Origin of the sequence: Nocardioides psychrotolerans (genome assembly GCF_900113685.1) — a bacterium.
Taxonomy (GTDB): domain Bacteria; phylum Actinomycetota; class Actinomycetes; order Propionibacteriales; family Nocardioidaceae; genus Nocardioides; species Nocardioides psychrotolerans.
On record NZ_FOQG01000005.1, the window covers coordinates 139276 to 163812 of the forward strand.

Here is a 24537-nt window from a genome sequence, read left to right on the forward strand (position 1 = left end):
TCTTACGACTCCTCGGGTCCGCGTTCGATGACCTGGTAGGCGTGAGCGGCGTTCTCCTCGCGCATCACCAGGTGGAGCAGGTCGCCCTCCTGGATGACCGAGTCACGCGTGGGCAGCATGCCCTCGCCGAGCCGGTCGATCCAGGCGATCCGGCTCCGGGACTGCTCCTGGAACGTGATCGTCCGGTGCCCGATCCACGTCTCCTGGACGGGGACCTGGTCGAGCCGGATGGTGCCCGACGGGTCGCGGAAGTCGGGCTCGGCGCCGACCGGCAAGATCCGGCGCAGCACCTGGTCGGCCGTCCACTTCACCGTCGCGACCGTGGTGATGCCCAGGCGCTGGTAGACCTCGGCGCGGCCGGGGTCGTAGATGCGGGCGACGACCTGCTGGATCCCGAACGTCTCGCGCGCGACTCGCGCAGCGATGATGTTGGAGTTGTCGCCGCTGGAGACGGCGGCAAACGCGTCGGCGCGGCGGATGCCGGCCTTCTCGAGGACCTGCTGGTCGAAGCCGTAGCCGGTCACCTTGTCGCCGTTGAAGCCGGGCCCGAGGCGTCGGAACGCATCTGGCTCGCTGTCAATGACAGCCACGGTGTGGTTGCGGTCCTCGAGGCTGCGGGCGAGGGTCGAACCGACCCGGCCACAACCCATGATCACGACGTGCACGACGTAACCGTACTCGGCGGTGAGCCGTGCCGTACTGTTGCGGCTCGTGGGTGTCGGCGACGTCTCGAAACGAATACTCCTGGGACGCAAGTTGCGCAGCTCCCAGCTAGGGGAGACCCTTCTTCCCAAGCGGATCGCGCTGCCGGTCTTCGCGAGCGACGCGCTCTCCTCGGTGGCCTACGCCCCCGACGAGGTCTTCATCATGCTGTCGCTCGCCGGCGCGGCGCAGTACGTCTGGTCGTGGAAGATCGCCATCGCGGTCGCTCTCGTCATGGCCGCCGTCATCGCGTCCTACCGGCAGACCGTCCACGCCTACCCCAGCGGGGGCGGCGACTACGAGGTCGCGACGGTCAACCTCGGCGTCAACGCCGGCACCACGGTGGCCAGCGCCCTGCTCGTCGACTACGTCCTCACGGTCGCCGTGTCGATCTCGTCAGGCGCCCAGTACGCCGCCTCGGCCATCCCTGTGCTCAGCGGCCACGAGGCGGTCTTCGGCTCGGTGCTGGTCGTCGTGCTGATGGCGATGAACCTGCGTGGCATCCGGGAGTCCGGCACGTTCTTCGCCGTCCCGACGTACCTCTTCATGGTCGCCATCCTCGGCATGTGCCTCTTCGGGCTGGTGCGGCTGGCCCTCGGCACGCTGCCGGACGTGGAGAGCGCGGGGCTCTCGATCACGCCCGAGCCGGGCCTGGACGGCCCCCTCACGACCTTCGCTCTGCTCTTCCTCCTGGCCCGGGCCTTCTCGTCGGGCTGTGCCGCGCTGACCGGCGTCGAGGCGATCTCCAACGGCGTCCCGGCCTTCACCCGCCCCAAGAGCAAGAACGCCGCCACCACGTTGCTGCTCCTCGGCGTCATCGCCATCACGATGATGGTCAGCGTCATCGTGCTGGCCCGGCAGATGGGCATCCGCTACGTCGACCCCCACGACCTCGACCGACTGACGCGCAACGGCGAACCGCTCCCCGAGGGCTACGACCAGCACACGGTCATCGCCCAGATCGCCGACGCGGTCTTCAACAACTTCCCGCCGGGCTTCTACCTGGTCGTCTCCGTCACGGGCGTCATCCTGGTGCTCGCCGCCAACACGGCGTTCAACGGCTTCCCGGTGCTCGGATCGATCCTGGCCCAGGACGGTTACGCGCCACGTGCGCTGGGTTCGCGCGGCGACCGACTGGCCTACAGCAACGGCATCGTCTTCCTCGCCGTCATGGCGATCATCCTGATCCTGGCCTTCGACGCCCAGGTCACGCGTTTGATCCAGCTCTACATCGTGGGCGTCTTCGTGTCTTTCAACCTCAGCCAGCTCGGGATGATCCGGCACTGGACGCGCCACCTCGCCAGCGAGCGCGACCCGGCCAAGCGGGCCCACATGATCCGCTCGCGCGTCATCAACGCGATCGGCCTCACGTTCACCGCCGTGGTGCTGGTGATCGTGCTGGTCACCAAGTTCCTCGAGGGCGCCTGGATCACGATCCTGGCGATGCTGTTCTTCTACGCCTTGATGAAGGGCATCAAGGGCCACTACGACAAGGTCGCCGAGGAACTCGCCGCCGACGACGAGGACAAGGTCATGCCCACCCGGGTGCATGCGATCGTCCTGGTCTCCAAGCTGCACAAGCCGACCTTGCGCGCCCTGGCCTTCGCCAAGGCGACCCGGCCCAACGTGCTCGAGGGCGTCTACGTCGCCACGGACTCCGACGCGACCAACCGACTCCTGGAGGAGTGGGACGAGCGCCGCATGGACGTGCCGCTCAAGGTGCTCCACTCGCCCTACCGCGAGCTGATCCGCCCGATCGTGGAATATGCCACCGAGATCCGCAAGGCCAACCCGCGTGGGGTCGTCGCGGTCTACATCCCGGAGTACGTCGTCGGTCGCTGGTGGGAGCAGCTGCTGCACAACCAGACCGCGCTGCGGCTCAAGGGCCGATTGCTGTTCACCCCTGGCGTCATGGTCACGTCCGTGCCCTACCAGCTGCGCTCCTCCGAGATCGCCCGCGAGCGCGAGCTCCGCGAGGACACCCGGGTGCGCCCCGGTGACCTGCGTCGTGGCAACGTCGACGAGCGCTCCGAGCGCTCCGACCGCCAAGTCCCTCGGTAGCCACAGCCCCTGATGAGCCAGAACCCGTGATGAGGAACCTTCCATGACACGCCAGTCCAGCCGCCGCCCCCGCCACGGTCAGACCCGGCAGAAGCAGAGCCGCGGCGCCAGCGTGGTCGGCCAACGCTTCGAGGCCCAGGTCGGTCCCGTCGCCCACGGCGGGCACTGCATCGTGCGCCTGCCCGAGCCGGTCTCGCGGGTCGTCTTCACCCGTCACGCCCTGCCGGGCGAGCGGGTCGTCGTCGAGATCACCGAGGGCACCGAAGGCGACCGGTTCTGGCGCGGTGACGCCGTCGAGGTGCTCGAGGCGTCGCCCGACCGCGTCCCCGCCCCCTGCCCTGTGGCGGGGCCTGACCTGTGCGGTGGCTGCGACTTCCAGCACGTGACGCTCAAGCGCCAGCGCTCGCTCAAGGCCGAGGTGGTCCGGGAGCAGCTGCAACGCCTGGCGAAGCTCGACGTCGAGGTGAAGGTCGAGGCCGTGCCCGGCGACGTCGGGGGGCTGCACTGGCGCACGCGTCAGCGCTACGTCGAGCTGCCCGACGGCAAGCGGGGCATGCGCAAGCACCGTTCCCACGAGGTCGTCGAGATCGACGAGTGCCTCCTGGAGGCGCGCGAGCCCAGCGACCACGTGGTGGGGCCGCACGCGTTCATCGTCGAGGACGACGGGTTCTGGCAGGTCCACCCCGGCGCTCCCGACCTGCTGGTCGAGACCGTGATGGACATGCTCCAGCCGCAGCCGGGCGAGCGGGCGCTCGACCTCTACGCCGGCGTCGGGCTGTTCGCCCGCTTCCTCCTCGACGCCGTGGGTGAGACCGGTCGCGTCGTGGCCATCGAGTCCGACCCGACGGCCTCGCAGCAGTCACGTGCCAACGCGCCGGGGATCAAGACCGCCGCTGGACTCGTCGACCGGGTGCTCGCCCACGACTACGACGAGCCCTTCGACCTCGTGGTCCTCGACCCGACCCGTGAGGGGGCCAAGCGGGTCGTCGTCGAGCAGGTCGTCGACCGGGCCCCACGTGCGGTCGCCTACGTCGCCTGCGATCCGGCCGCTCTGGCTCGCGACGTGGCGATCTTCGCCGAGCACGGCTATGAGCTCACGAAGCTGCGCGCCTTCGACCTCTTCCCGATGACGCACCACGTGGAGTGCGTCGCACTGCTGACGCGTCGCTGACCCGCTCCTGGGTCGAGTCGAAGGCCGGGGCCGAGTCGGCGCGATGTCGCAGCGCCGTCCGGTCGTCGGCGGCCTGCGTCGGAGCGCTCCCGTAGCGTCGTGGCATGACGCAGATACAGACGGCCCCCAAGACCTGGTTCATCACCGGCTGCTCGCGCGGCTTCGGGCGCGAGTGGTCCATCGCCGCGCTCGAGCGCGGCGACCGGGTCGCAGCGACGGCGCGCGACACCTCCACGCTCGACGACCTCGTGCAGAAGTACGGCGACGCCGTCCTCCCGATCGAGCTCGACGTGACCGACCGCGACGCCGACTTCGCCGCGGTCGCGCAGGCGCACGCGCACTTCGGCGGGCTGGACGTCGTCGTCAACAACGCCGGCTACGGCCAGTTCGGCTTCATCGAGGAGCTCAGCGAGGCCGACTTCCGTGACCAGATGGAGACCAACGTCTTCGGTGCCATGTGGGTGACCCAGGCCGCGCTGCCGTTCCTGCGCGAGCAGGGGAGCGGCCATGTCCTCCAGGTCTCCTCGATCGGTGGGATCTCGGCGTTCCCCAACATCGGCGCCTACCACGCGTCGAAGTGGGCCCTCGAAGGCTTCTCCCAGTCGCTCGCACAGGAGGTCGCGTCCTTCGGCATCCGCGTGACCCTGATCGAGCCGGGCGGGTTCGCCACGGACTGGTCAGGCCCCTCGGCCAGCACGGCCACCGCTCTGCCGGCGTACGACGAGGTGCGGGCGCGTTTTGCCGAGGAGCGCGCCAAGCGGGCCGGCGCCGGTCCCGGTGACCCGACCGCCTCGGCAGCCGCCGTCCTGCACGTCGTCGACGCCGACGAGCCACCGCTGCGGGCGTTCCTTGGCACCGCACCGCTGGGGATCGCGCAGGCCGACTACGCTTCGCGCCTCGCGTCGTGGGAGGCCTGGCAGGACAACGCGGAGCTCGCCCAGGGCTGACGCCGGAGTGGGGGTCGGGGCGCCGCCGCCCGGTCGGCCTGTTGAGGATTGTTTCGACATCGGGTATCTTGATATCAAGACAAATCGTGTTGCGGATAAGGCATGCCTTACTACCCCGGTCCACCGTCACGTGGGCAAGATGGGTGGAGCAACCCACTGACTCAACGAGGAGACGGCTTGATGGCCAGTCAGGACAGCTTCGGCGCCAAGAGCACGTTGGACGTGGACGGGAAGTCCTACGAGATCTTCCGCCTCGCCGCGGTGACCGGGGAGGGCCTGGACGTCGAGAGCTTGCCGTTCTCCCTCAAGGTGCTGCTCGAGAACCTCCTCCGCACGGAGGACGGTGCCGACATCACCGCCGACGACATCAGGGCGTTGGCCGGGTGGGACGCGGAGGCGGAGCCCGACAAGGAGATCCAGTTCACGCCCGCCCGGGTGCTGATGCAGGACTTCACCGGCGTGCCGTGCGTCGTCGACCTCGCCACCATGCGCGAGGCGATGGCCGACCTCGGCGGCGACCCCGCCAAGATCAACCCGCTTGCGCCGGCCGAGATGGTCATCGACCACTCCGTCATCGCCGACGTCTTCGGCACCGCCGACGCCTTCGAGCGCAACGTCGAGATCGAGTACGAGCGCAACCGCGAGCGCTACCAGTTCCTGCGGTGGGGGCAGGGCGCCTTCGACGACTTCAAGGTCGTGCCCCCGGGCACCGGAATCGTGCACCAGGTCAACATCGAGCACCTCGCCCGCACCATCTTCACGCGCGAAGTCGACGGAGAGTTGCAGGCCTATCCCGACACCTGCGTCGGCACCGACTCCCACACCACGATGGTCAACGGCATCGGCGTCGTCGGCTGGGGTGTCGGTGGCATCGAGGCCGAGGCGGCCATGCTCGGCCAGCCGGTGTCCATGCTGATCCCGCGCGTCGTCGGCTTCAAGCTCAGCGGCGACCTGCCCGACGGCGCCACCGCCACCGACCTGGTCCTCACGATCACCGAGATGCTGCGCAAGCACGGCGTCGTCGGCAAGTTCGTCGAGTTCTACGGACCCGGTGTCTCGGTCCTTCCCCTCGCCAACCGCGCGACCATCGGCAACATGAGCCCGGAGTTCGGCTCGACGATCGCGGTCTTCCCGATCGACCAGCAGACCATCGACTACCTCCGCCTGACCGGTCGCTCCGAGGAGCAGCTCGCGCTGGTCGAGGCCTACTCCCAGGAGCAGGGCCTCTGGCACGACCCGGAGGCCGAGCCCCGCTTCTCCGAGAAGCTCGAGCTCGACATGTCCACCGTCGTCCCGTCGCTGGCCGGCCCCAAGCGTCCCCAGGACCGCGTCGAGGTCGCCACTGCCGGACCCGCCTTCGTCGAGGCGCTCAAGGACTACACCGACAATCCCGACGCGACCGTCGAGATCGAGCTCGACGGCGCCAAGCACACCATCGGCCACGGTGCGGTGACGATCGCAGCGATCACGTCGTGCACCAACACCTCCAACCCGTCGGTGATGATCGGCGCGGGCCTGCTGGCCAAGAAGGCCATCGAGAAGGGCCTGCAGCGCAAGCCGTGGGTCAAGACGACGCTGGCGCCCGGCTCGAAGGTCGTCTCGGACTACTACGAGAAGTCCGGGCTGACGCCCTACCTCGACAAGCTCGGCTTCAACCTCGTCGGCTATGGCTGCACCACGTGCATCGGCAACTCCGGGCCGCTGATCCCCGAGGTCTCGGCTGCCGTCAACGAGGCCGACCTCGCGGTCACCTCGGTGTTGTCGGGCAACCGCAACTTCGAGGGTCGGATCAACCCCGACATCAAGATGAACTACCTCGCGTCTCCGCCGCTGGTCGTCGCCTACGCGCTGGCCGGCTCGATGAACGTCGACCTGTTCAATGACCCGCTCGGCCAGGACCAGGACGGCAACGACGTCTTCCTCAAGGACATCTGGCCCACGCCGACCGAGGTCGAGGAGGTCATCGCCACCGCGATCACCTCCGAGATGTTCGGCAACGGCTACGCCGACGTCTTCGCCGGCGACGCGCAGTGGCAGGCGCTGCCCACGCCCGAGGGCAAGACCTTCGCGTGGGACCCCGAGTCGACCTACGTCCGCAAACCTCCCTACTTCGACGGCATGCCCGACGAGCCGGAGGCGGTCACCGACATCGAGGGCGCCCGCGTGCTCCTCAAGCTCGGCGACTCGGTCACCACCGACCACATCAGCCCGGCCGGTGCCATCAAGAAGGACTCGCCGGCAGGCCACTACCTCGCCGAGCACGGTGTGGGTCAGCGTGACTTCAACTCCTACGGCTCGCGCCGGGGCAACCACGAGGTCATGATCCGCGGCACGTTCGCCAACATCCGCCTGCGCAACCAGCTCGCCCCCGGCACCGAGGGTGGCGTCACGCGCGACTTCACGGCCGGCGGCGAGGTCACGTCGGTCTTCGAGGCCGCCGAGCACTACGTCGTGGCCGGCACCCCGCTGGTCGTGCTGTCGGGCAAGGAGTACGGCTCGGGCTCGTCGCGTGACTGGGCGGCCAAGGGCACCGCGCTGCTGGGCGTCAAGGCCGTCATTGCCGAGTCCTACGAGCGCATCCACCGCTCCAACCTGATCGGCATGGGCGTCCTCCCGCTGCAGTACCCCGCGGGTGAGAACGCAGAGTCGCTCGGCCTCACCGGCGAGGAGACGTTCACGATCACCGGCGTCACCGAGCTCAACGAGGGCCGCACCCCCAAGACCGTCAAGGTCAAGGCCGACGGCGTCGAGTTCGATGCCGTCGTCCGCATCGACACCCCCGGCGAGGCCAACTACTACCGCAACGGCGGGATCATGCACTACGTCCTGCGCAACCTGCGCAAGGCCTGATCCACCCCGCAGCACCCGCGACGCGAGCATCCCCCGAGCGGGGGTGCTCGCGTCGGCTTTTCGGGCAGACCCGGGGCCTCTTCGGGCGAACCGCTCGTCGGCCGCGCCGACATCCCCCACACTGGCTCCATGCCCCTCCTCACGACCTGGTTCTTGCGCGCCCTCGTGGTCGTGCTGGCCACAGGTCTGGCCGCGATCCCCGGTCAGGCGTCGGCCCGACCGGTGGTCCCGCGTGCCACGGCCCTACCGGCGCTGACCTTCGGGGTCAGCCTCCCGGACGCGCCGGGCAGCATGCAGTCGCTGGAGGACCTCGCTGCGCGGCTGGGACGCCGTCCCACGCAGGTGATGTGGTTCGACGCCTGGTCGCGAGGCACCGGCTTCCCCACCCAGCAGGCGGCCTCCGTGGCGGCCTTCGGCGCCACCCCCGTGATCACCTGGGAGCCGTGGGACCCGAGCCGGGGCACCGACCAGCCGACATACTCCCTCAAGGCGATCGCCGCGGGTCTGCATGACGCCTACGTCACGACCTGGGCGAAGCAGGCGCGGGCCTACGGCCAGCCCGTGACGCTCCGGTTCGCCCACGAGATGAACGGCACCTGGTATCCCTGGGCGGCCGGCGTCAACGGCAACACCGCCGCCGACTACGTCGCGGCGTGGAAGCGTGTCCGGGGGGTGTTCACGCGGCTCAAGGCCACCAACGTCTCCTGGTCGTGGTCGCCCAACGTGCCCTACCCGGGCAGCACGCCGCTGGCGTCGCTCTTCCCGGGGGACGCCCAGGTCAGCACCGTCGCGCTCGACGGCTACAACTGGGGCGGACTGCTCCCGGGCACGACCTGGCAGACCTTCCTCGACGTCTTCGACGACGGCCACGGCGAGGTGCGCTCGTTCACCAGCAAGCCGATCGCGATCGGTGAGGTCGGTGCGCCGGAGGTGGGAGGGGACAAGGCCGCCTGGATCCGCGACATGTTCGCGACGCTGGCGACCCGGCCGGAGGGGCTCACGGGGCTCACGGGGTTCACCTGGTTCAGCCACTTCAAGGAGGCCGACTGGCGCATCGACTCCAGCCCGACCGCGTTCGAGGCGTTCCGCACGGGCCTCGCCACCTACTGAGCCCACGCCTCGCGGCGCAGGGGAGCGCGCCGCTCTCGACCGTGCTCCCGGCGCGCGTCAGGAGCACCAGGACGGTCCGCCACGCGAGGCTGAGGACCTCCATGGCCGGACGCTGACCCAGTGCGGCGCACGACAGGGGACGGGCACGCTGCGCGCGTGATTCGACTTCCGGTTGGCGGGGACCTCAGGGCACTTGGCTACGGTGACGCCATGATCGTTGCCTTTAGCATCAGCCCGACGTCCGGGGACGAGACCGGGGGTGTCTCGGAGGCCGTCGCAGCCGCTGTCCGCGTCGTCCGGGAGTCCGGGCTTCCCCACGAAACAAATGCGATGTTCACCAACATCGAGGGGGAGTGGGACGAGGTGATGGCAGTGGTCAAGCGGGCCGTCGACGTCGTCGCCGAGGTGTCACCGCGCGTCGGGCTCGTCCTCAAGGCCGACATCCGCCCCGGCTGGACCGACCAGATGACCGCGAAGGTCGAGCGCCTCGAGCGCGCGCTGGAGGACTGATGTCCGGCTGGCCGCCGCCGCCGCCAGGTCCGCCTCAGGGTCCGGGGCCGGGTTGGACGCAGGGTTGGACGCCGCAGGGGGCAGGCCCGCCGCCGACCTCCTCGCCGTACGGCGCCGCGCTGGGTCCGCCGCCGCTCGGACCCCCTCCCGGGTGGTCCCCCGCCCCGCCGCCGCCCTCCAGCCAGGGCACGAAGGTCGGGATCGTGCTCGGCGTGGTGGGCGCGGTGCTGGTCATCGCGCTCGCGGTGCTGGTGCCCCTCGCAGTGAGCGCCAGCCGGGAGGACGAGCAGGTCGCGGTCGACTCGACCCTCGACGCGGTCGAGGTCTTCGAGGACCTTCCCACGACCCATGACGACGGCGAGATCAGCTATGACCAGTCGCCACCGGTCGGGGGTCCGCACAGCTCCGCCTGGCTCGACTGCGGTGCCTACGACGCCCCCGTCCCGGAGGAGAACGTGGTCCACGACCTCGAGCACGGCACGGTGTGGATCACCTACGAGCCCGGTCTCGACCAGGACGAGGTGGATGCCCTGACAGAGGTGCTGCCGCAGAACGGGATCCTCTCGCCCTACGACGACCTGCGCGCCCCCGTGGTCGTCACCGTCTGGGAGCGGCAGCTCGAGCTGACCGGTGCGGACGACCCGCGGCTGGAGATGTTCATCCGCGAGTTCGGTGCGGGGGAGACCGCGCCGGAGCCAATGGCGTCGTGCGCCGGCGGCCTGAGCCCCGACAGCGGCGGGACCAACGCGTGATGACCTCGCAGACCCGGACCTACCGCACCGGGAGCACGGAGGTGGTGCTCGACCTCACCGACGACTGCGCCGCGATCGTGGCGGGGCTCGGCGACGGCTTGCTCAACGTCTTCGTGCCGCATGCGACAGCGGGGCTTGCGATCATCGAGACCGGCGCCGGGTCCGACGACGACCTGCTCGCCGCGCTGGGTGAGCTGCTGCCGGCCGACGACCGCTGGCGGCACCGGCACGGCTCCCCGGGTCACGGGCGGTCCCATGTCATGCCGGCGATCGTGCCCCCGACGGTCACGGTGCCGGTGATCGGCGGGCGTCTCGCCCTGGGGACCTGGCAGAGCGTGTGCCTGGTCGACCTCAACCTGGACAACCCCGAGCGCGAGGTGCGCTTCAGCTTCCTGCTGTAACCGATGAGATCGAACACGCGTTCGACTAGGATATGTCCATGAAGCCTCTCGTCGCACCCCCGGGCTGGCCGCGCGAGGTCCGGCCGCCGGACGCCCCCGACTGGGAGGCGAGCGCCGCGGCCTGGCTGCTCGACCTGTGCCCGGCCGACTACCGCACCTATGCCGGGTTGCGTCGCCACGTCGTGGTGCTGGCCCGCTTCGCGGTGCTCCACGTCGAGGCCAACGAGGCGGCCTGCCGGCGCGGGCTGAGCGAGGCGAGGGCCTCCTTCCGCGAGGTGGCCAACGACGAGGTCATCGAGGCCGCGCTCCAGACCTTCCAGCTCGAGCAGGCACGTCTGATGGGCATCCGTCGCGCGGTGGGTCTTGTCGAGGATGCGCTGCGCGGTCGCCGCTACGTCGCGCGGCTCTGAGGGCTGGTCGGGCGTTGGACAATCGGATGGGTGGGTGAGCTCCCACGGCGACACTTCAACGACCACGGGGTGCCCGCCGAGGGAGTGGCGGTTCGTCCGCATACCTTGAGGAAGCGGACCGCTCAGCCCCGCGCCGGGACCCGATCAGCCGAGCCGAGTCGCCAGAGGGCGACCCCGTGGAGGCCGAGCTCGCGGGCGAGGGGACGCGACGGTCGAAGGAGCGCCCGTCGGACCACCAGATGACCGTGCCGTTGGACAACTGGGCCAGGTGTAGCCGTAACCGGCGACGCCCAGGTCGAGCCGGGAGGCGGGGACGGCCTCGAGGGCAGCGGTCACCGCGCGGCGCTGCCAGTCGGTCGGGCCGATCGGGCCGGGGCCGGACCAGGACGGGCCGTGGAGGTCGTAGGTCATCAGCACGACCGTGTCCGCGGCCCGACCCAACGCGCCGAGCTTGTAGCCGCGGCCGCGGAAGGCGGTCAGGCTCGTCGAGGCGCTCACGTCGATCGACACCGTGCGGGCCTCGGGCATGGCCGACTGCAACGCCCGCACCAGGCGCACCAGCTCGTCGGCGTCCTGGCGTCGCACCAGCTCCAGGTCGACGTTGACCCCGCTCCACCCTTGGGCTCGCACGAAGCCGGCCATCCGCGTCGCGACCCGGTCGATGTGGGCGGGATTGCTCAGCAGCAGGTGGGCGGCGCGGGCGTCGAAGCCACCCTGCCGGTTGCTGTAGTTGCTCAGCAGCAGCTCGGAGCGCAGTCCCTCGCGACGGGCGGTCCCCGCCAGGCGTCGTACGTCGGCGGTCGGGCGCGCCACCCAGGCACCGTCGGCAGTGATGCTGACCCCGGCGACGCTCACGGTCGTGAGTCCGCGGGCGTTCTCGGCCACCAGCCGGTCGGTCGCGCTGCCCAGGGCGAAGCCCGTGACGGACAGGCCCGACACGGACAGGACGGTGGCGAGCGCGGCGGTCAGGAGTGAGATCACGCGCCACTTTCGCACGGCTACGGTGGCGACATGCACCAGTTCGCGAGCGTCGCCCTCGTCGACCGCAGAGGCCGGGTCCTGCTCCAGGAGCGCGACTCGCGGCCGCGGATCGACCCGGACCGCTGGGGCTACCCGGGTGGTGGCGTGGAGCCCGGTGAGACCTACGAGCAGGCGGCCTACCGCGAGCTCGAGGAGGAGACCGGGGTGCGGCTGGAGCCGGGCACGCTCGAGCTCGTGGGGGAGTTCAGCTTCTGGAGCGAGGCCTGCGGAGGCACCGATGCGTTCTGCCTCTTTGCCGCCGGCACGGACCTCACCGAGGTGGAGTGTCACGAGGGTCGGCAGATGGTCTTCGTCGACCCGGGCGTCGCGACCGGGCTCGACCTGACCGCCTCGGCGCGCCTGACGCTGCGTGACTTCCTCACGTCCCCGATCTACGCCAAGGTGGGCCCATGACTTCGACCCTGCGCGTGATCCCCGTCCCCGGCCCCGGCGCTGAGGACGTCGTCGTCGGCACCAGCGGCCGCGACGAGGGCGCGGTGTTCACCGGCACCGAGGACGGTGCGATCTTCCGGATCAGCCACGACGGCCAGAAGGTCGACCGGGTCGCCCACACCGGCGGTCGCCCCCTCGGCATCGAGATCGATCCCGACGGCCGGCTCCTGGTCTGCGACGCCCACCTCGGGCTGCTGCGCATCGACACCGCGAGCGGCGCGATCGAGCCGATCACCGACAGCGTGGCCGGCACCCGGATGGTCTTCTGCAACAACGCTGCGATCGCCTCCGACGGCACGGTGTGGTTCAGCGACTCCTCGACCAAGTACGGCATCGAGAGGTGGAAGGACGACTTCGTCCAGAACACCCGCACCGGCAGGCTCATGAAGCTCTCGACCGACGGCGCCATCGAGGTCGTGCTCGACGGTCTGGCCTTCGCCAACGGCGTCGCCCTCTCGGCCGACGAGGACTTCGTCTGCGTCGCCGAGACCGCCGGCCGCACCGTCGTACGACGCTGGCTCACCGGCGACCGCAAGGGGATGCGCGACCTGCTCTGCTCGAACCTCCCGGGTTACCCCGACAACATCGCCCGGGGCAGCGACGGGCTCATCTGGGTCTCGATCGCCAGCCCGCTGGACCCTGTCGTCGAGCGGCTCCAGACGGCGCCGATGGTGCTGCGCAAGCTCGTCACCAAGATCCCCGAGGCGCTGCAGCCCAAGCCGAAGCACACCGTCCGGGTCCAGGCCTACGACAGCGCCGGCACCTTGGTCCACGACCTCGACGTGGACCCTCAGGAGAGCGGTGTGAGCTACCACATGGTCACCGGCGTGCGTGAGCACGACGGACGAGTCTGGATGGGGAGCCTCCACGAGGGCGCCGTCGCCGTGCTGGAGCGCTGACGGATCGGTGAACCGCCCGCGGACCCGTAAACTCGACGACATGGGTGTTCTCGACTCGATCGCCGGACCGCGCGACCTGCGCGGGCTGTCCGACGACCAGCTCACGACCCTGGCCGCGGAGATCCGTGACCAGCTCGTGCAGGCGGTCTCGCGCGTGGGCGGGCACCTGGGTCCCAACCTCGGCGTCGTCGAGCTCACGCTCGCCATCCACCGGGTCTTCGACTCACCGCGTGACCGCGTCGTCTTCGACACCGGGCACCAGGCCTACGTCCACAAGATGCTCACCGGCCGGGCCGCCGACTTTGTCGGCCTGCGCAAGGAGGGTGGTCTCTCCGGCTACCCCAGCCAGTCCGAGTCTCCCCACGACATCGTCGAGAACTCCCACGCCTCCACGGCGTTGAGCTATGCCGACGGCATCGCCAAGGCCTACGCGATCCGCGGTGAGGACCGCCACACCGTCGCCGTCATCGGTGACGGTGCCCTCACCGGGGGCATGGCCTGGGAGGCACTCAACAACATCGCGGTTGCCCGCGACTCCAAGCTCGTCGTCGTCGTCAACGACAACGGCCGCTCCTACACCCCGACCATCGGCGGGCTCGCCACCGCGCTGACGTCCCTGCGCACCAACCCGCGCTACGAGCAGGTGCTCGACCTGGTCAAGAAGCGCCTCAACGCGGTGCCCGGGGTCGGCCCGGCCGCCTACGACGCCCTGCACGCCATGAAGAAGGGCCTCAAGGACGCGCTCGCCCCGCAAGGTCTCTTCGAGGACCTCGGGCTCAAGTACATCGGTCCGGTCGACGGCCACGACCGCGACGCGATGGAGCACGCCCTCGCCCACGCCAAGAAGTTCGGTGGCCCGGTGATCGTGCACGCGATCACCCGCAAGGGATTCGGCTACGACGCGGCCGAGCAGCACGAGGCCGACCAGTTCCACTCGCCGCAGCCCTTCGACATCGAGACCGGCGAGGAGAAGGTCCGTGGTCGCATCTGGACCGACGTCTTCGCCGACGAGATGGTGCACCTGGGCGCGCGCCGCAAGGACGTCGTCGCGATCACCGCGGCGATGATGCACCCGGTCGGGCTCGACCAGTTCCAGGCCCGCTACCCCGAGCGCACCTTCGACGTCGGCATCGCCGAGCAGCACGCCGCCACCTCCGCGGCCGGCCTCGCGATCGGTGGCCTGCACCCCGTCGTGGCGATCTACGCCACGTTCCTCAACCGGGCCTTCGACCAGGTCCTCATGGACGTCGCCCTGCACCAGTGCGGCGTCACGTTCGTGCTCGACCGCGCCGGCGTCACGGGTGACGACGGCGCCAGCCACAACGGCATGTGGGACATGTCCATCCTCCAGGTCGTGCCCGGTCTGCGGCTCGCCGCGCCGCGCGACGCGACCCGCCTGCGCGAGCTGCTCAACGAGGCCGTCGACGTCGACGACGCCCCCACCGTCGTGCGCTTCTCCAAGGGCCCACCGCCCGCCGACATCCCGACCCATGCCAAGGCCGGTGGCGCCGACGTGCTCGTGCGCTCGGGTGCCAAGGACGTGCTCGTCGTCGCCGTCGGCTCGATGTGCGACGTCGCGGTCGAGGTCGCCGAGCGGCTCGACGCCCAGGGAATCGGGGTCACCGTCGTCGACCCCCGCTGGGTCAAACCGGTCGACCCCGCCATCGTGGAGCTCGCCCGCGAGCACCGGCTCGTCGTCAGCGTCGAGGACAGCGGTCGCATCGGCGGCTGCGGGGCGGTGCTCCTGCAGACGCTCAACGACGCCGGAGTCACCACCCCCTTCCGACTGCACGGCATCCCGCAGGAGTTCCTCCACCACGCGAAGCGCGCCGCGATCCTCGAGCGGATCGGCCTCACACCGCAGGCCCTCGCCCGCGGGATCGTCGAGGACATCACCGCGCTCGACACGGTGACCGACGACGAGTCCGTGGTCGATGTCGACCACCATCTCTGAGGCGCGAGGAAGGACGGGCTCCATCAAGGCACTCGTTCTCGGGATCGTGGCCTGCCTGGCGCTCGCCGGGTGCTCCGGCACGCCCGACGGTTCCTCGCCGCAGGCGGCACCGAGCGGGTCGGTCGCTCCGAGCGAGATCACGCTCCCGGTGCCGCCCGACCTGCTCGCGGAGTTCCGCGGGCTCCTCACCCGTCGCGCGGACGCCGTACGACGAGGAGACCGGGCGGTCTTCGAGCGCGGCGTCGCCCAGGGTCGTCCCGCGTTCCTGGCCGAGCAGCGCACCTACTTCGACAACCTGACCCAGCTCCCGATCGGGGAGCTGGCCTACGCCGTCGACCGGGGCAGCCTGCTGCGCGAGGGCGACGACTACTGGGTGGCCGTCGACGTCGTCCTCCAGCTCGAGGGCTTCGACGCCGTGCCCGTGACGATGCGCGACCGCTACCGCTTCTCCCCGTCGCGCCGCGACCCCGAGGCGTTCGTCCTCAGCTCCGTCACCGACCCCGCCTGGGAGGAGTTCACCGACACCCGGCCGCAGCCGTGGGACCTCGGGCCCATCGAGGTCGTGCGCGGCGTGGGCGTGCTGGGCATCTTCGACAGCACCAGCAGGGGCTCGTCGGCAGGGCTGGTGTCCTCGGTGGAGCGGGGGATCGCCGACGTTGCCGCCCAGGTGCCCTACGACTGGGACCGGAGCGTCGTCCTCTACGCCCTGTCGGACCCGGCCTTCCTGAGCACCATCGACGACCTGCCCGGGGGGGACCCGACCGCGATCGACGGCCTGGCGTTCCCCGTCGACGCCGGTCCCGGGAGCAACGAGATCGCCTCCACCCGCTTCGTCCTGAACCCCACGATGCTGGGCAGGGACGGGATCGAGCGCGACCGACTGGTGCGGCACGAGCTCACGCACGTGGCGCTGGGGCAGCGTGACGACCAGGCGCCGGTCTGGCTCAGCGAGGGTCTCGCCGAATACGTCTCCGTGCAGCCGCTGGCCCCGGAGGACCGGCGCATCACCCAGCAGGCCATCGACGCCGCCGAGGCCGGTGTCGACGCCCTGCCGGCCGACGACACCTTCAACGGCGACGCATCGTCGGCCAACTACGGCCTGTCGTGGTGGGCGTGCGAGTACGTCGCCTTGACCTATAGCCCCTCGATGCTGTGGAGCCTGCTCGACTACGTCACCGTCCCGGGTGCCGACCCGGGGCAGCGGATGCAGATGGCACTCGGGCTCAACTCCCGGCAGCTCGCCCGGGCCGGTGCGAAGCTGCTGATCTCGACGTTCGACCCGGCGTTCCTCGAGCCGACGCCCAGCCCGACGCCCAGCCCGACGCCTAGCCCGACGCCCAGCCGAAGCCCGACGGCCAGCCCGCTGGCCAGCCCGACGGGCACCCCGCCGGCCGCACCCACGGCTGCCCCGGCCGGGTGAGAAGGGTCTTGCCGCCGGATCACGACGAGAGGACAGTGGGGTCGTGGGCACCCCTGCGTTGCTGGGCGGCAACGACTTCGTCACCGACGGTGGGCTCGAGACCGACCTGATCTTCAACCGCGGCCTCGACCTCCCGCACTTCGCCGCGTTCCCGCTCGTCGAGGACGCCTCCGGTCGGGCCGTGCTGCAGGACTACTACCTCGGTTACGTCGAGGTCGCCCGGCGCGCCGGGGCGGGACTGCTGCTCGAGACCCCGACATGGCGGGCGAACCCTGACTGGGGACACCGGGTCGGCTACGACCTGCGCCATCTCGAGCACGCCAACCGCAAGGCGGTGCAGCTGCTCGACGAGCTGCGCTCCGAGCAGCTGATCGACGGCCCGGTCCTGGTCAGCGGCACGGTCGGGCCGCGAGGGGACGGCTACGTGGCGGGGGAGCGCGGCGACCCCGACGAAGCCGCGGCCTACCACGCACCTCAGCTCGCTGCGTTCGCCTCCGCGGGCGCCGACCTCGCCACCGCCTACACCTTGACCGGCCCGGAGGAGGCGATCGGCGTCGTCCGGGCCGCGCGCGAGGTGGGTCTGCCCGTGGCGGTGTCCTTCACCGTCGAGACCGACGGCCGACTCCCCGACGGCACCACGCTGGCCGACGCGGTCGCGATGGTCGACGCGGCCGACGGGCCCGACTGGTTCCTCGTGAACTGCGCCCACCCGCTCCACCTCGAGCCCGGCCTGGGCCACGGAGCGTGGCTGGAGCGCATCGTGGGTCTGCGTCCCAACGCCTCGACGCTCACCCACGCCGAGCTCGACGCCAGCGAGGTCCTCGACGAGGGGGACCTGGACCTGCTCGCCGCGTCCTTCGACCTGCTGCGCGCACGGCTGCCGCAGCTGCAGGTCGTCGGTGGCTGCTGCGGCACCGACGTCCGCCACGTCGCCCGGCTCTGGGGGCAGTGACCGCAGGGGCCTATCGTTTCCCCGTGACCACCGAACCCCGGCTCGTCCACATCGTCGACGAGGTGCCCCAGCTCGACGACACTTCGTCGTTGACCATGGTGGTGGTCCTCGACGGCTTCCTCGACGCGGGCAATGCCGCCGCCATCGCCAGTCGCCACCTCGTGGAGCTGACCGAGCGCCGCGTCGGCCCGGGCGATGGCGAGCAGAGCAACGGTCCGGTCGTCGCCACCTTCGACGTCGACCAGTTCCACGACTACCGGGCGCGCCGTCCCGCGATGTCCTTCGTGCGCGACCACTACGAGGGCTACGACGCCCCGCGCCTGGTCGTCCGACTCCTCCACGACTCCGGGGACACGCCGTACCTCCTGCTCCAGGGCCCCGAGCCCGACAATCGCTGGGAGGCCTTCACGCGCGCGGTGCTCGAGGTCGTCGAGCGCTTCGGCGTCACGCGCGTGGTGAACATGGGCTCGGTGCCGATGGCCGTGCCGCACACCCGCCCGATCGCGATCACCCATCATGCCAACAACGCCGACCTCATCTCCGGGGACAGTCCCTGGCGCGGTGAGCTCCGCATCCCCAGCAGCGCGCAGGCGCTGCTCGAGGTGCGCCTGGGCGAGTGGGGCCACGACGCCATGGGCTTCGTCGCCCACATCCCGCACTACCTCGCCCAGTTCGACTACCCGCGCGCCTCGCTGGCGCTGCTCGAGAACGTCGAGAGGGCCGGTCGCCTGATCATCGATCTCACCGACCTCCGCGCCGAGGCTGAGGGGCGTGAGGAGGAGGTCGCGCGCTACCTGTCCTCCAACGAGGAGGTGGCCGACGTGGTGGAGGCGCTCGAGCGTCAGTACGACGCGTTCGAGCGCGCCGAGGAGTCCGGCACCAGCCTGCTCGCCGCGGACCAGCCGCTGCCCACGGGCGAGGAGATCGGCCAGCAGTTCCAGCAGTTCCTCGCCGGGCTCGAAGGCCCCGACGAGCAGCAGGGCTGAGGCGGCGTGCCCCGCAACGCCGACGAGCTCGTCGAGCTCCTCGACCTCGAGCGGCTCGACGACAACCTGTTCCGCGGTCATCAGATGCCCTCGGTGCTGCCGCGCGTCTTCGGCGGCCAGGCCGCTGCCCAGGCACTGGTGGCCGCGAACCGCACGGTTGACCCGTCCTACGCCGTCCACTCGCTGCACTCCTACTTCCTCCAGCCCGGCGACACCGGGGCGCCGACGATCTTCGACGTCGACAACCTGCGCGACGGCAGGTCGTTCGCCACCCGGCGGGTGGTGGCGCGTCAGCACGGCCGCCCGATCTACGCGATGACGGCCAACTTCCAACGGGCCGAGGAGGGCTTCGACCACCAGGAGCCGATGCCGGAGGTGATCGCACCCGAGGACGCCATCGATGCCCGCGCCGCCGGTCGCGCCGCCGATCCCGGGCGCGACTCGCCCATGGACTCGGAGTGGGACGTCGTCGACTTCCGCTACGTCGGCAGCTCAGCCGACGGGCTGTTGCCCGAGGACGGTGAGCAGACGGCTCGCCAGCGTTTCTGGCTCCGGGTCTCCTCGGCGCTGCCCGACGACCCCTTCTGGCACGTCGCGGCGTTCACCTATCTCTCCGACATGACGCTGATGGGCGCAGCCCTCGCGCCGCACGGCGTGCGCGTGGGCAGCCCTGAGACCCTGATCGCCTCGTTGGACCACTCGGTGTGGTTCCACCGGCCGTTCCGCGCCGACGAGTGGTGGCTCTACGACCAGGTCTCGCCGGCTGCGGCCGGCGGTCGGGGCCTGGTGCTCGCCAAGGTCTACGCCCAGGACGGCACGCTCGGGGCAACGGTCGCGCAGGAGGCGCTGCTGCGCCGTCGCACCGGACCGGGGAGCCCGGCATGAGCGACGCGACCCCCACGCCGGCGCAGGTGCTCGTGGCGCTGCTCGACCTCGAGGACCTCGACGTCGACCTCTTCCGCGGCGCCCAGCCTGACTCGGCCCGCGCCCGGGTCTACGGCGGGCAGGTGGCCGGGCAGGCGCTGATCGCCGGCGCCCGCACGGTCGAGCCCGACTACGTCGTGCACTCCCTGCACTCCTACTTCCTGCTGCCCGGCGACTACCAGGTGCCGATCATCTACGACGTCGAGCGGATCCGCGACGGACGTTCGTTCGCGACCCGGCGCGTGGTCGCGCGCCAGCACGGTCGACCGATCTACTACCAGACCCTCGACTTCCAGCGGGCCGAGGAGGGCTTCGTCCACCAGGACCAGATGCCCACCGTCGGCACCCCTGACGAGGGGTTCGACCTCGTCGACCTGATGCGCGCGCGCGGCAACGCCGAGGCCGACGCGCTCGGCAAGGAGTGGGCGGCCCTCGACGTGCGTTACCTCGGCAACTCGCGCATCGGGCTCACGCCCGACCCCCAGCACCCGGCCCAGGCGCGGATGTGGATCCGGATCAACGGTGAGCTCGGCGACGACCCGCTGGAGCACCTCGCTGCCTTCACCTACGCCAGCGACGTCAGCCTCCTCGGCGCCTCCCTGACCGCGCACGACGCCTCGCCGTCGAGGACCCAGATGGCGTCCCTCGACCACACGATCTGGTTCCACCAGCCCTTCCGCGCCGACGCATGGTGGCTCTACGACCAGTGGTCGCCGTCGGCCAGTGGTGGTCGTGGCCTGTCGCTGGGTCGGATCTTCACCGAGGACGGGACCCTGGTCGCCACGGTGGCCCAGGAGGGCCTGATCCGGCCGCTCAAGGAGCGGGAGCCGGTCCAGCCCTCTTAGCATGACAGTGATGTAGTTCGTGACAGACACGCCGGACCCGTGGTTACGTGTGTTCACTTCTGTGACTGCTGGCGCCCGTGGTGTGCGTGTGACTCAGCGTCACTCCGACGTCCGAGGTGCTCCGCGATGTCCCGACCACGACGCCGTTCCGGCCCGCTGGCCGCCCTGGCGACCGGTGCGCTGACGGTGGCCACGCTCACCTCGACGTCGGCTCCGGGACACGGCGCGGCGCCCACGGTCGGCTTCGAGATGCCGTTCCCCTGCGCGCAGTCCTGGACCGGCACGACGCGCTCGGGCCACAGCCCCAGCCCGCACGCCATCGACTGGAACCGCGCCGACGACGACGGCCTGCCCGTCGTCGCCTCTGCGCCGGGCGTGGTCGCCACCGCCGTGCCGGGCGGGACCCGAGGCTATGGACGCTACGTCGTGCTCGAGCACGCCGGTGGTGCGCAGACCTACTACGCCCACCTGTCCTCGGTGAGTGTCGTGAAGGGCCAGAGCGTCGACCAGGGCGCACTGCTCGGCCGGGTCGGCTCGACGGGCAACAGCGGCGGGCCGCACCTGCACTTCGAGCAACGCGCCGGCGGGTCCGTCGCGGAACCGTGGTTCCACGGCGCCCGTTTCGTCATGGGGACCCAGGCCTCGCAGAACTGCGTGGACGTGCCGGTCGCGGGCAACTTCCTGGGCGACCCGGGCGCCGAGCTCGTCGTCTTCCGGCGTGCGGAGAAGGCGACCTTCGAGATCCAGCGACCCGGTCTCGCGCCCAAGGTGCTCCGCCTCGGCACCGCCACCGACCAGCCGGTCGTGGGCGACTGGGACGGCGACGGCCGGCTCAACCCCGGCATCCGCTCGCCAACGACCACGACCTTCACCCTGAAGATGCCCTCGGGTGTCCAGCAGGTGGTGCTCGGGGCCGCCGCCGACGTCCCGGTCTCGGGGGACTGGGACGGTGACGGCCGCTGGGAGGTCGGGGTGCGCCGAGCGGTCGACGGGGTCTTCCGGCTGCGCGCTCCCGACGGTGCGCTGACCGACGTACCCCTCGGCGACGTCGGCGACCTGCCCGTCACGGGTGACTGGGACGGTGACGGTGACACCGACCTCGGCGTCTATGACGTCGCGAGCGCGACGTTCACCCTGCGCCGTGTCGACGACGACGGCCTCGCGTGGCTGGCGCAGGTCGCCTTCGGGTCCGGTGACGACCTGCCGGTGACGGGGGACTGGGACGCCAACGGACGCACCGACCTCGGGGTGTGGGACCCGTCGAGCGCGACCTTCACGCTGCGTCAGGCGCCGGTGCCGTCGGCAGCCCGGGCAGAGACGTCGTCGGTCAGCTTCGGTCGTCGGCGCTGAGCCGACCTGACGCTGCACGTCGCGCGTCGGGTCGGCTGAGGGCCACGGTGCCGGCGGTCCTCATCGCTCGGCTCGTAGTCGGACGTACTCGATCGGGCTCCACCGCACCTCCGCCCGCCTGCGCCCGGGCCGTGGGACACCCATGCGTACGTCCGACCACGCGGGAGGTGGTCCGTTCTGACATGGCCAATCGTTTGACCACCCCCGGGGTCATGCCAGCGGGCCGCGGCACGGCAGACCAGGCGCCGGGAACGCAGTGCCGCCCCCGCAACGGGTCGCCATGGCCGAGGGCCAGGTGAGTGCCACCGGCTCTGTCGGCCGACTCCTCGTCCTGGCGGCTCGTCGTGGCGCGGGTGGTGGCGGGGCTCGCCACCGATGTCCTCAATGAGGTCCTGGGACGTGAGGCGGTCGCGAGCGTTCCGCCCGACCGGGCCGCCATGGGCAGCGGCGCCACCAACACCGCGCGTTACCTGGGCGTGGCCTGCGGGATCACGCTCTTCGTGAGCGTCGCGACCGACGACGGCCCTCAGAGGGCGGTGGTCGCTCCGACGAGGTGGGGCGCGCCGCTCCTGGGGTTGGTCAGCGAGAACGCGAAGCCGTCATCGGTCGGTGTCGAGCCGAACGCGACCTTGCCGGGCAGCAGGATCGGCTTCTTGAAGGCCACGTCGACGCGTACGGCGTCGGGCAGCCGGTTCTCCAGGGCAGCGATGCAGCGTGCCTTGCTCCACATGCCGTGGGCGATCTGGCGCGGGAAGCCCAACGCCTTGGCCGTCAGCGCGTAGAGGTGGATCGGGTTGTGGTCGCCCGAGACCCCGGCGTAGGTGCGACCGAGGTCGCCCGGGAGGCTCCACACGGTGCCGGTCGGGGCGGCCTCGGGGAACGAGGAGCCCGCGGAGGCGGCTTCGTCGCCCTTGCCGCGGCGCAGGTAGGTCGACGTGCTCTCCCAGACCAGCTCGCCGTCGGAGCGGGCCTCGCTGACGAAGCGGAAGATGGTGCCCTTGGGGTGCGGTTCGGACGGGCCGACGCTCACCTGCACGCCCAGGCTCTCGCCGATCGCGACCGGCCGGTGCCCGGTGATGGAGTTCTCCAGGTGCACCGTCCCGATGGCCGGGGCTGGGAAGGCCTGCTCGGTCATGATCGCCATGTGGAGAGGGAACGCCAGCATGTGCGGGTAGGGCAGTGGAGCGGCGTCCTTGGTCGGGAAGCCGCACACCCGCGCATAGGCGTCGACGTGCTCGCGCGTCACCTCGCTGGCCGGACGCGAGAACGCCAGGCCGTCGAAGCCGGCCGGTGCGGCCTTCCTGATGCCGGGCAGGGACCCGATGACCGGGAGGGACGGCAGGGCCGCCTTGAGCAGGAGGCCCAGGCCGCCGGGGGTGTCCTGCAGGATGCGGGTCTCCATCAGGCGCCCAGCATCATCTGGCCGCAGACGCGGACGACATTGCCGTTGACCGCGCTGGAGGCCGGGTTGGCAAACCACGCGATGGTCTCGGCGACGTCGACCGGCAGACCGCCCTGCGACATCGCGTTGAGGCGCTGACCGACCTCGCGGGTGGCGAAGGGGACGGCCGCGGTCATCGCGGTGATGATGAAGCCGGGGGCGACCGCGTTGATGGTGATGCCGTCCTCGAGCTCATCGGCCAGCGAGTCGACGAAACCGATGACGCCGGCCTTGGAAGCGGCATAGTTGGTCTGCCCGACGTTGCCGGCGATGCCGGCGATGCTGGCGACCCCGACGATGGAGCCGCCCTCGTTGACCACACCCTGGTCGAGCAGCTCACGGGTGATCAGCTCGGGAGCCGTCAGGTTGACCGCGATGACCGACGCCCAGCGTGACTCATCCATGTTGGCGAGCTTCTTGTCGCGGGTGATGCCGGCGTTGTGCACGACGACGTCCACACCACCGTGCTTCTCCTTGAGGTGGTGGGCGATGCGCTGTGGCGCGTCCTTGCCCGTGATGTCGAGGGTCAGCCAGTCGCCCTCCAGCTCGGCCATGAGGGCCTGCAGCTCGGAGGCGGCCTGGGGCACGTCGACGCCGACGACGGTCGCGCCGTCGCGGTGGAGGACGCGGGCGATCTGCTCGCCGATCCCGCGGCTGGCGCCGGTCACGAGCGCGACCTTGCCGGTCAGCGGCTTGGTCCAGTCGGTGACCGCGGGGACCTCGGTGGTGCCGTGGGCGCCGATCCGCACGACCTGGCCCGACACGTAGGCGGACTTGGGGGAGAGCAGGAAGCCCAGCGTGCTGGTGGCCGCGGCCTCCGCGCCCTCGGCGACGTAGACGACCTGGACGGTGCCGCCGTGGCCGATCTCCTTGCCGAGGCTGCGGGTGAAGCCCTCGAGCGCTCGCTGGGCGACCCGCTCCGAGCCCTCGACCAGCTCCGGCGGGGTGCCGAGCACGACCACGCGTGGGCAGCTGGTGAGCTTGCGCATCACCGGGGCGAAAAAGGCCCGGAGCGCTTCGAGCTCGGCGGCCGACGTGAGGCCGGTGGCGTCGAAGACCAGGCCCTTGAAGCGGGCGTCCTCAGCGAAGGTCTGCGTCGAGGCGATCCCGAGGGTGTCGAGCAGGCCGGGGAGCGACTCGGCCAGGCGACCACAACCACCCACGAGCACGGTGCCGTCGACCAGCGGTGCGCCGTCGACGTAGCGGTCGAGCTGCATCGGGGCAGGCAGGCCGAGGTTCTTGACCAGCAGCTTGCCGAGGGGGGACTGGGTGAAGCCCTGGTAACGGTCGCTCATGGGGTGGTGAGTCCTCCGGGTGTCGTGGGTGCGTGCGCCGACGAGCCGCGCGCGTGGTGGGGAACATGTAACTCCAGGTGTAAC

The 24537-nt window shown here is 70.8% G+C and carries 22 protein-coding genes; 18 read left to right on the plus strand and 4 right to left on the minus strand.

The features are described from left to right. Positions 1 to 2 precede the first annotated feature (2 nt). Positions 3 to 665: a potassium channel family protein gene (locus BM204_RS08115; RefSeq protein WP_091111911.1), complete on the minus strand. Its 663-nt coding sequence runs from the start codon at positions 663 to 665 to the stop codon at positions 3 to 5. Between the two features lie 46 nt (positions 666 to 711). On the opposite strand from BM204_RS08115, the gene BM204_RS08120 reads away from it, so the two are divergent. The 9 genes from BM204_RS08120 to BM204_RS08160 all read left to right on the plus strand — a co-directional run bounded on the left by BM204_RS08120 (position 712) and on the right by BM204_RS08160 (position 10914). Next, positions 712 to 2763, plus strand: a complete 2052-nt coding sequence (locus BM204_RS08120; protein WP_170259093.1) for an APC family permease — start codon at positions 712 to 714, stop codon at positions 2761 to 2763. 43 nt (positions 2764 to 2806) lie between these two features. Next, a complete protein-coding gene (locus tag BM204_RS08125) occupies positions 2807 to 3934 on the plus strand; it encodes a class I SAM-dependent RNA methyltransferase (protein WP_091111912.1) in 1128 nt (375 codons plus the stop codon). Between the two features lie 104 nt (positions 3935 to 4038). Next, the gene (locus BM204_RS08130; protein ID WP_091111913.1) at positions 4039 to 4881 is read left to right on the plus strand and encodes an SDR family oxidoreductase; all 843 of its coding nucleotides are present in this window, start codon (positions 4039 to 4041) and stop codon (positions 4879 to 4881) included. A gap of 180 nt (positions 4882 to 5061) precedes the next feature. Next, positions 5062 to 7731, plus strand: a complete 2670-nt coding sequence (gene acnA / locus BM204_RS08135; protein WP_091111915.1) for an aconitate hydratase AcnA — start codon at positions 5062 to 5064, stop codon at positions 7729 to 7731. 129 nt (positions 7732 to 7860) lie between these two features. Next, a complete protein-coding gene (locus BM204_RS08140) occupies positions 7861 to 8841 on the plus strand; it encodes a glycoside hydrolase family 26 protein (RefSeq protein WP_091111917.1) in 981 nt (326 codons plus the stop codon). A 210-nt stretch (positions 8842 to 9051) separates the two neighbouring features. Continuing rightward, positions 9052 to 9351 carry a thiamine-binding protein gene (locus BM204_RS08145; RefSeq protein WP_091111919.1) on the plus strand — a complete coding sequence of 100 codons (300 nt, stop codon included), beginning with the start codon at positions 9052 to 9054 and terminating at the stop codon, positions 9349 to 9351. 203 nt (positions 9352 to 9554) lie between these two features. Further along, the gene (locus BM204_RS08150; RefSeq protein ID WP_170259086.1) at positions 9555 to 10103 is read left to right on the plus strand and encodes a thioredoxin-like domain-containing protein; all 549 of its coding nucleotides are present in this window, start codon (positions 9555 to 9557) and stop codon (positions 10101 to 10103) included. Then, positions 10103 to 10504, plus strand: coding sequence for a YjbQ family protein (locus tag BM204_RS08155; protein WP_091112091.1), 402 nt, complete (start codon positions 10103 to 10105; stop codon positions 10502 to 10504). Before BM204_RS08150 ends, BM204_RS08155 begins: the two co-directional genes overlap by 1 nt. A gap of 38 nt (positions 10505 to 10542) precedes the next feature. Continuing rightward, the gene (locus BM204_RS08160) at positions 10543 to 10914 is read left to right on the plus strand and encodes a hypothetical protein (RefSeq protein ID WP_091112094.1); all 372 of its coding nucleotides are present in this window, start codon (positions 10543 to 10545) and stop codon (positions 10912 to 10914) included. Positions 10915 to 11058: 144 nt separating this feature from the next. Here the strand turns inward: BM204_RS08160 and BM204_RS08165 are convergent, their stop codons facing one another. Continuing rightward, positions 11059 to 11895 carry a glycosyl hydrolase family 18 protein gene (locus tag BM204_RS08165; RefSeq protein ID WP_170259087.1) on the minus strand — a complete coding sequence of 279 codons (837 nt, stop codon included), beginning with the start codon at positions 11893 to 11895 and terminating at the stop codon, positions 11059 to 11061. Between the two features lie 30 nt (positions 11896 to 11925). On the opposite strand from BM204_RS08165, the gene BM204_RS08170 reads away from it, so the two are divergent. The 9 genes from BM204_RS08170 (at position 11926) to BM204_RS08210 (ending at position 21717) form a co-directional block, all read left to right on the plus strand. Continuing rightward, positions 11926 to 12348 (plus strand): NUDIX domain-containing protein, encoded by a 423-nt coding sequence (locus tag BM204_RS08170; RefSeq protein ID WP_091112096.1) that lies wholly within the window; start codon positions 11926 to 11928, stop codon positions 12346 to 12348. After that, positions 12345 to 13286, plus strand: a complete 942-nt coding sequence (locus tag BM204_RS08175) for an SMP-30/gluconolactonase/LRE family protein (protein ID WP_091111924.1) — start codon at positions 12345 to 12347, stop codon at positions 13284 to 13286. The genes BM204_RS08170 and BM204_RS08175 overlap by 4 nt, the downstream gene beginning before the upstream one ends. 40 nt (positions 13287 to 13326) lie before the next feature. Beyond that, complete coding sequence (gene dxs / locus BM204_RS08180) at positions 13327 to 15240, plus strand: 1-deoxy-D-xylulose-5-phosphate synthase (RefSeq protein WP_091111925.1); 1914 nt, start codon at positions 13327 to 13329, stop codon at positions 15238 to 15240. Further along, positions 15221 to 16660 (plus strand): hypothetical protein, encoded by a 1440-nt coding sequence (locus BM204_RS08185; RefSeq protein ID WP_091111927.1) that lies wholly within the window; start codon positions 15221 to 15223, stop codon positions 16658 to 16660. The genes dxs and BM204_RS08185 overlap by 20 nt, the downstream gene beginning before the upstream one ends. Before the next feature lie 43 nt (positions 16661 to 16703). Then, positions 16704 to 17612, plus strand: coding sequence for a homocysteine S-methyltransferase family protein (locus BM204_RS08190; RefSeq protein WP_091111928.1), 909 nt, complete (start codon positions 16704 to 16706; stop codon positions 17610 to 17612). Between the two features lie 23 nt (positions 17613 to 17635). Beyond that, on the plus strand, positions 17636 to 18598 hold the full coding sequence (locus BM204_RS08195) for a PAC2 family protein (protein ID WP_246165981.1): 963 nt from the start codon (positions 17636 to 17638) through the stop codon (positions 18596 to 18598). A 6-nt stretch (positions 18599 to 18604) separates the two neighbouring features. Continuing rightward, positions 18605 to 19483: an acyl-CoA thioesterase gene (locus BM204_RS08200; RefSeq protein WP_091111930.1), complete on the plus strand. Its 879-nt coding sequence runs from the start codon at positions 18605 to 18607 to the stop codon at positions 19481 to 19483. Beyond that, positions 19480 to 20367 carry an acyl-CoA thioesterase gene (locus BM204_RS08205; protein WP_091111931.1) on the plus strand — a complete coding sequence of 296 codons (888 nt, stop codon included), beginning with the start codon at positions 19480 to 19482 and terminating at the stop codon, positions 20365 to 20367. The genes BM204_RS08200 and BM204_RS08205 overlap by 4 nt, the downstream gene beginning before the upstream one ends. A gap of 126 nt (positions 20368 to 20493) precedes the next feature. Then, complete coding sequence (locus BM204_RS08210) at positions 20494 to 21717, plus strand: M23 family metallopeptidase (RefSeq protein ID WP_091111933.1); 1224 nt, start codon at positions 20494 to 20496, stop codon at positions 21715 to 21717. A gap of 526 nt (positions 21718 to 22243) precedes the next feature. Here BM204_RS08210 and BM204_RS08215 read toward each other — a convergent pair. Beyond that, positions 22244 to 23119 carry a MaoC/PaaZ C-terminal domain-containing protein gene (locus tag BM204_RS08215; RefSeq protein ID WP_091111934.1) on the minus strand — a complete coding sequence of 292 codons (876 nt, stop codon included), beginning with the start codon at positions 23117 to 23119 and terminating at the stop codon, positions 22244 to 22246. Next, entirely contained in the window at positions 23119 to 24453 is a 1335-nt protein-coding gene (locus BM204_RS08220; protein ID WP_091111936.1) for a 3-oxoacyl-ACP reductase, read from the minus strand. Before BM204_RS08220 ends, BM204_RS08215 begins: the two co-directional genes overlap by 1 nt. Positions 24454 to 24537: the final 84 nt, after the last annotated feature.

Coding starts and splice junctions, on each gene's coding strand:
- BM204_RS08205 (WP_091111931.1), top strand. CDS start 19,480: ATGAGCGACGCGACCCCCACGCCGGCGCAGGTGCTCGTGGCGCTGCTC.
- BM204_RS08155 (WP_091112091.1), top strand. CDS start 10,103: ATGACCTCGCAGACCCGGACCTACCGCACCGGGAGCACGGAGGTGGTG.
- BM204_RS08170 (WP_091112096.1), top strand. CDS start 11,926: ATGCACCAGTTCGCGAGCGTCGCCCTCGTCGACCGCAGAGGCCGGGTC.
- BM204_RS08220 (WP_091111936.1), bottom strand. CDS start 24,453: ATGAGCGACCGTTACCAGGGCTTCACCCAGTCCCCCCTCGGCAAGCTG.
- BM204_RS08140 (WP_091111917.1), top strand. CDS start 7,861: ATGCCCCTCCTCACGACCTGGTTCTTGCGCGCCCTCGTGGTCGTGCTG.
- BM204_RS08175 (WP_091111924.1), top strand. CDS start 12,345: ATGACTTCGACCCTGCGCGTGATCCCCGTCCCCGGCCCCGGCGCTGAG.
- BM204_RS08215 (WP_091111934.1), bottom strand. CDS start 23,119: ATGGAGACCCGCATCCTGCAGGACACCCCCGGCGGCCTGGGCCTCCTG.
- acnA (WP_091111915.1), top strand. CDS start 5,062: ATGGCCAGTCAGGACAGCTTCGGCGCCAAGAGCACGTTGGACGTGGAC.
- dxs (WP_091111925.1), top strand. CDS start 13,327: ATGGGTGTTCTCGACTCGATCGCCGGACCGCGCGACCTGCGCGGGCTG.
- BM204_RS08125 (WP_091111912.1), top strand. CDS start 2,807: ATGACACGCCAGTCCAGCCGCCGCCCCCGCCACGGTCAGACCCGGCAG.
- BM204_RS08210 (WP_091111933.1), top strand. CDS start 20,494: ATGTCCCGACCACGACGCCGTTCCGGCCCGCTGGCCGCCCTGGCGACC.
- BM204_RS08130 (WP_091111913.1), top strand. CDS start 4,039: ATGACGCAGATACAGACGGCCCCCAAGACCTGGTTCATCACCGGCTGC.
- BM204_RS08185 (WP_091111927.1), top strand. CDS start 15,221: ATGTCGACCACCATCTCTGAGGCGCGAGGAAGGACGGGCTCCATCAAG.
- BM204_RS08145 (WP_091111919.1), top strand. CDS start 9,052: ATGATCGTTGCCTTTAGCATCAGCCCGACGTCCGGGGACGAGACCGGG.
- BM204_RS08160 (WP_091112094.1), top strand. CDS start 10,543: ATGAAGCCTCTCGTCGCACCCCCGGGCTGGCCGCGCGAGGTCCGGCCG.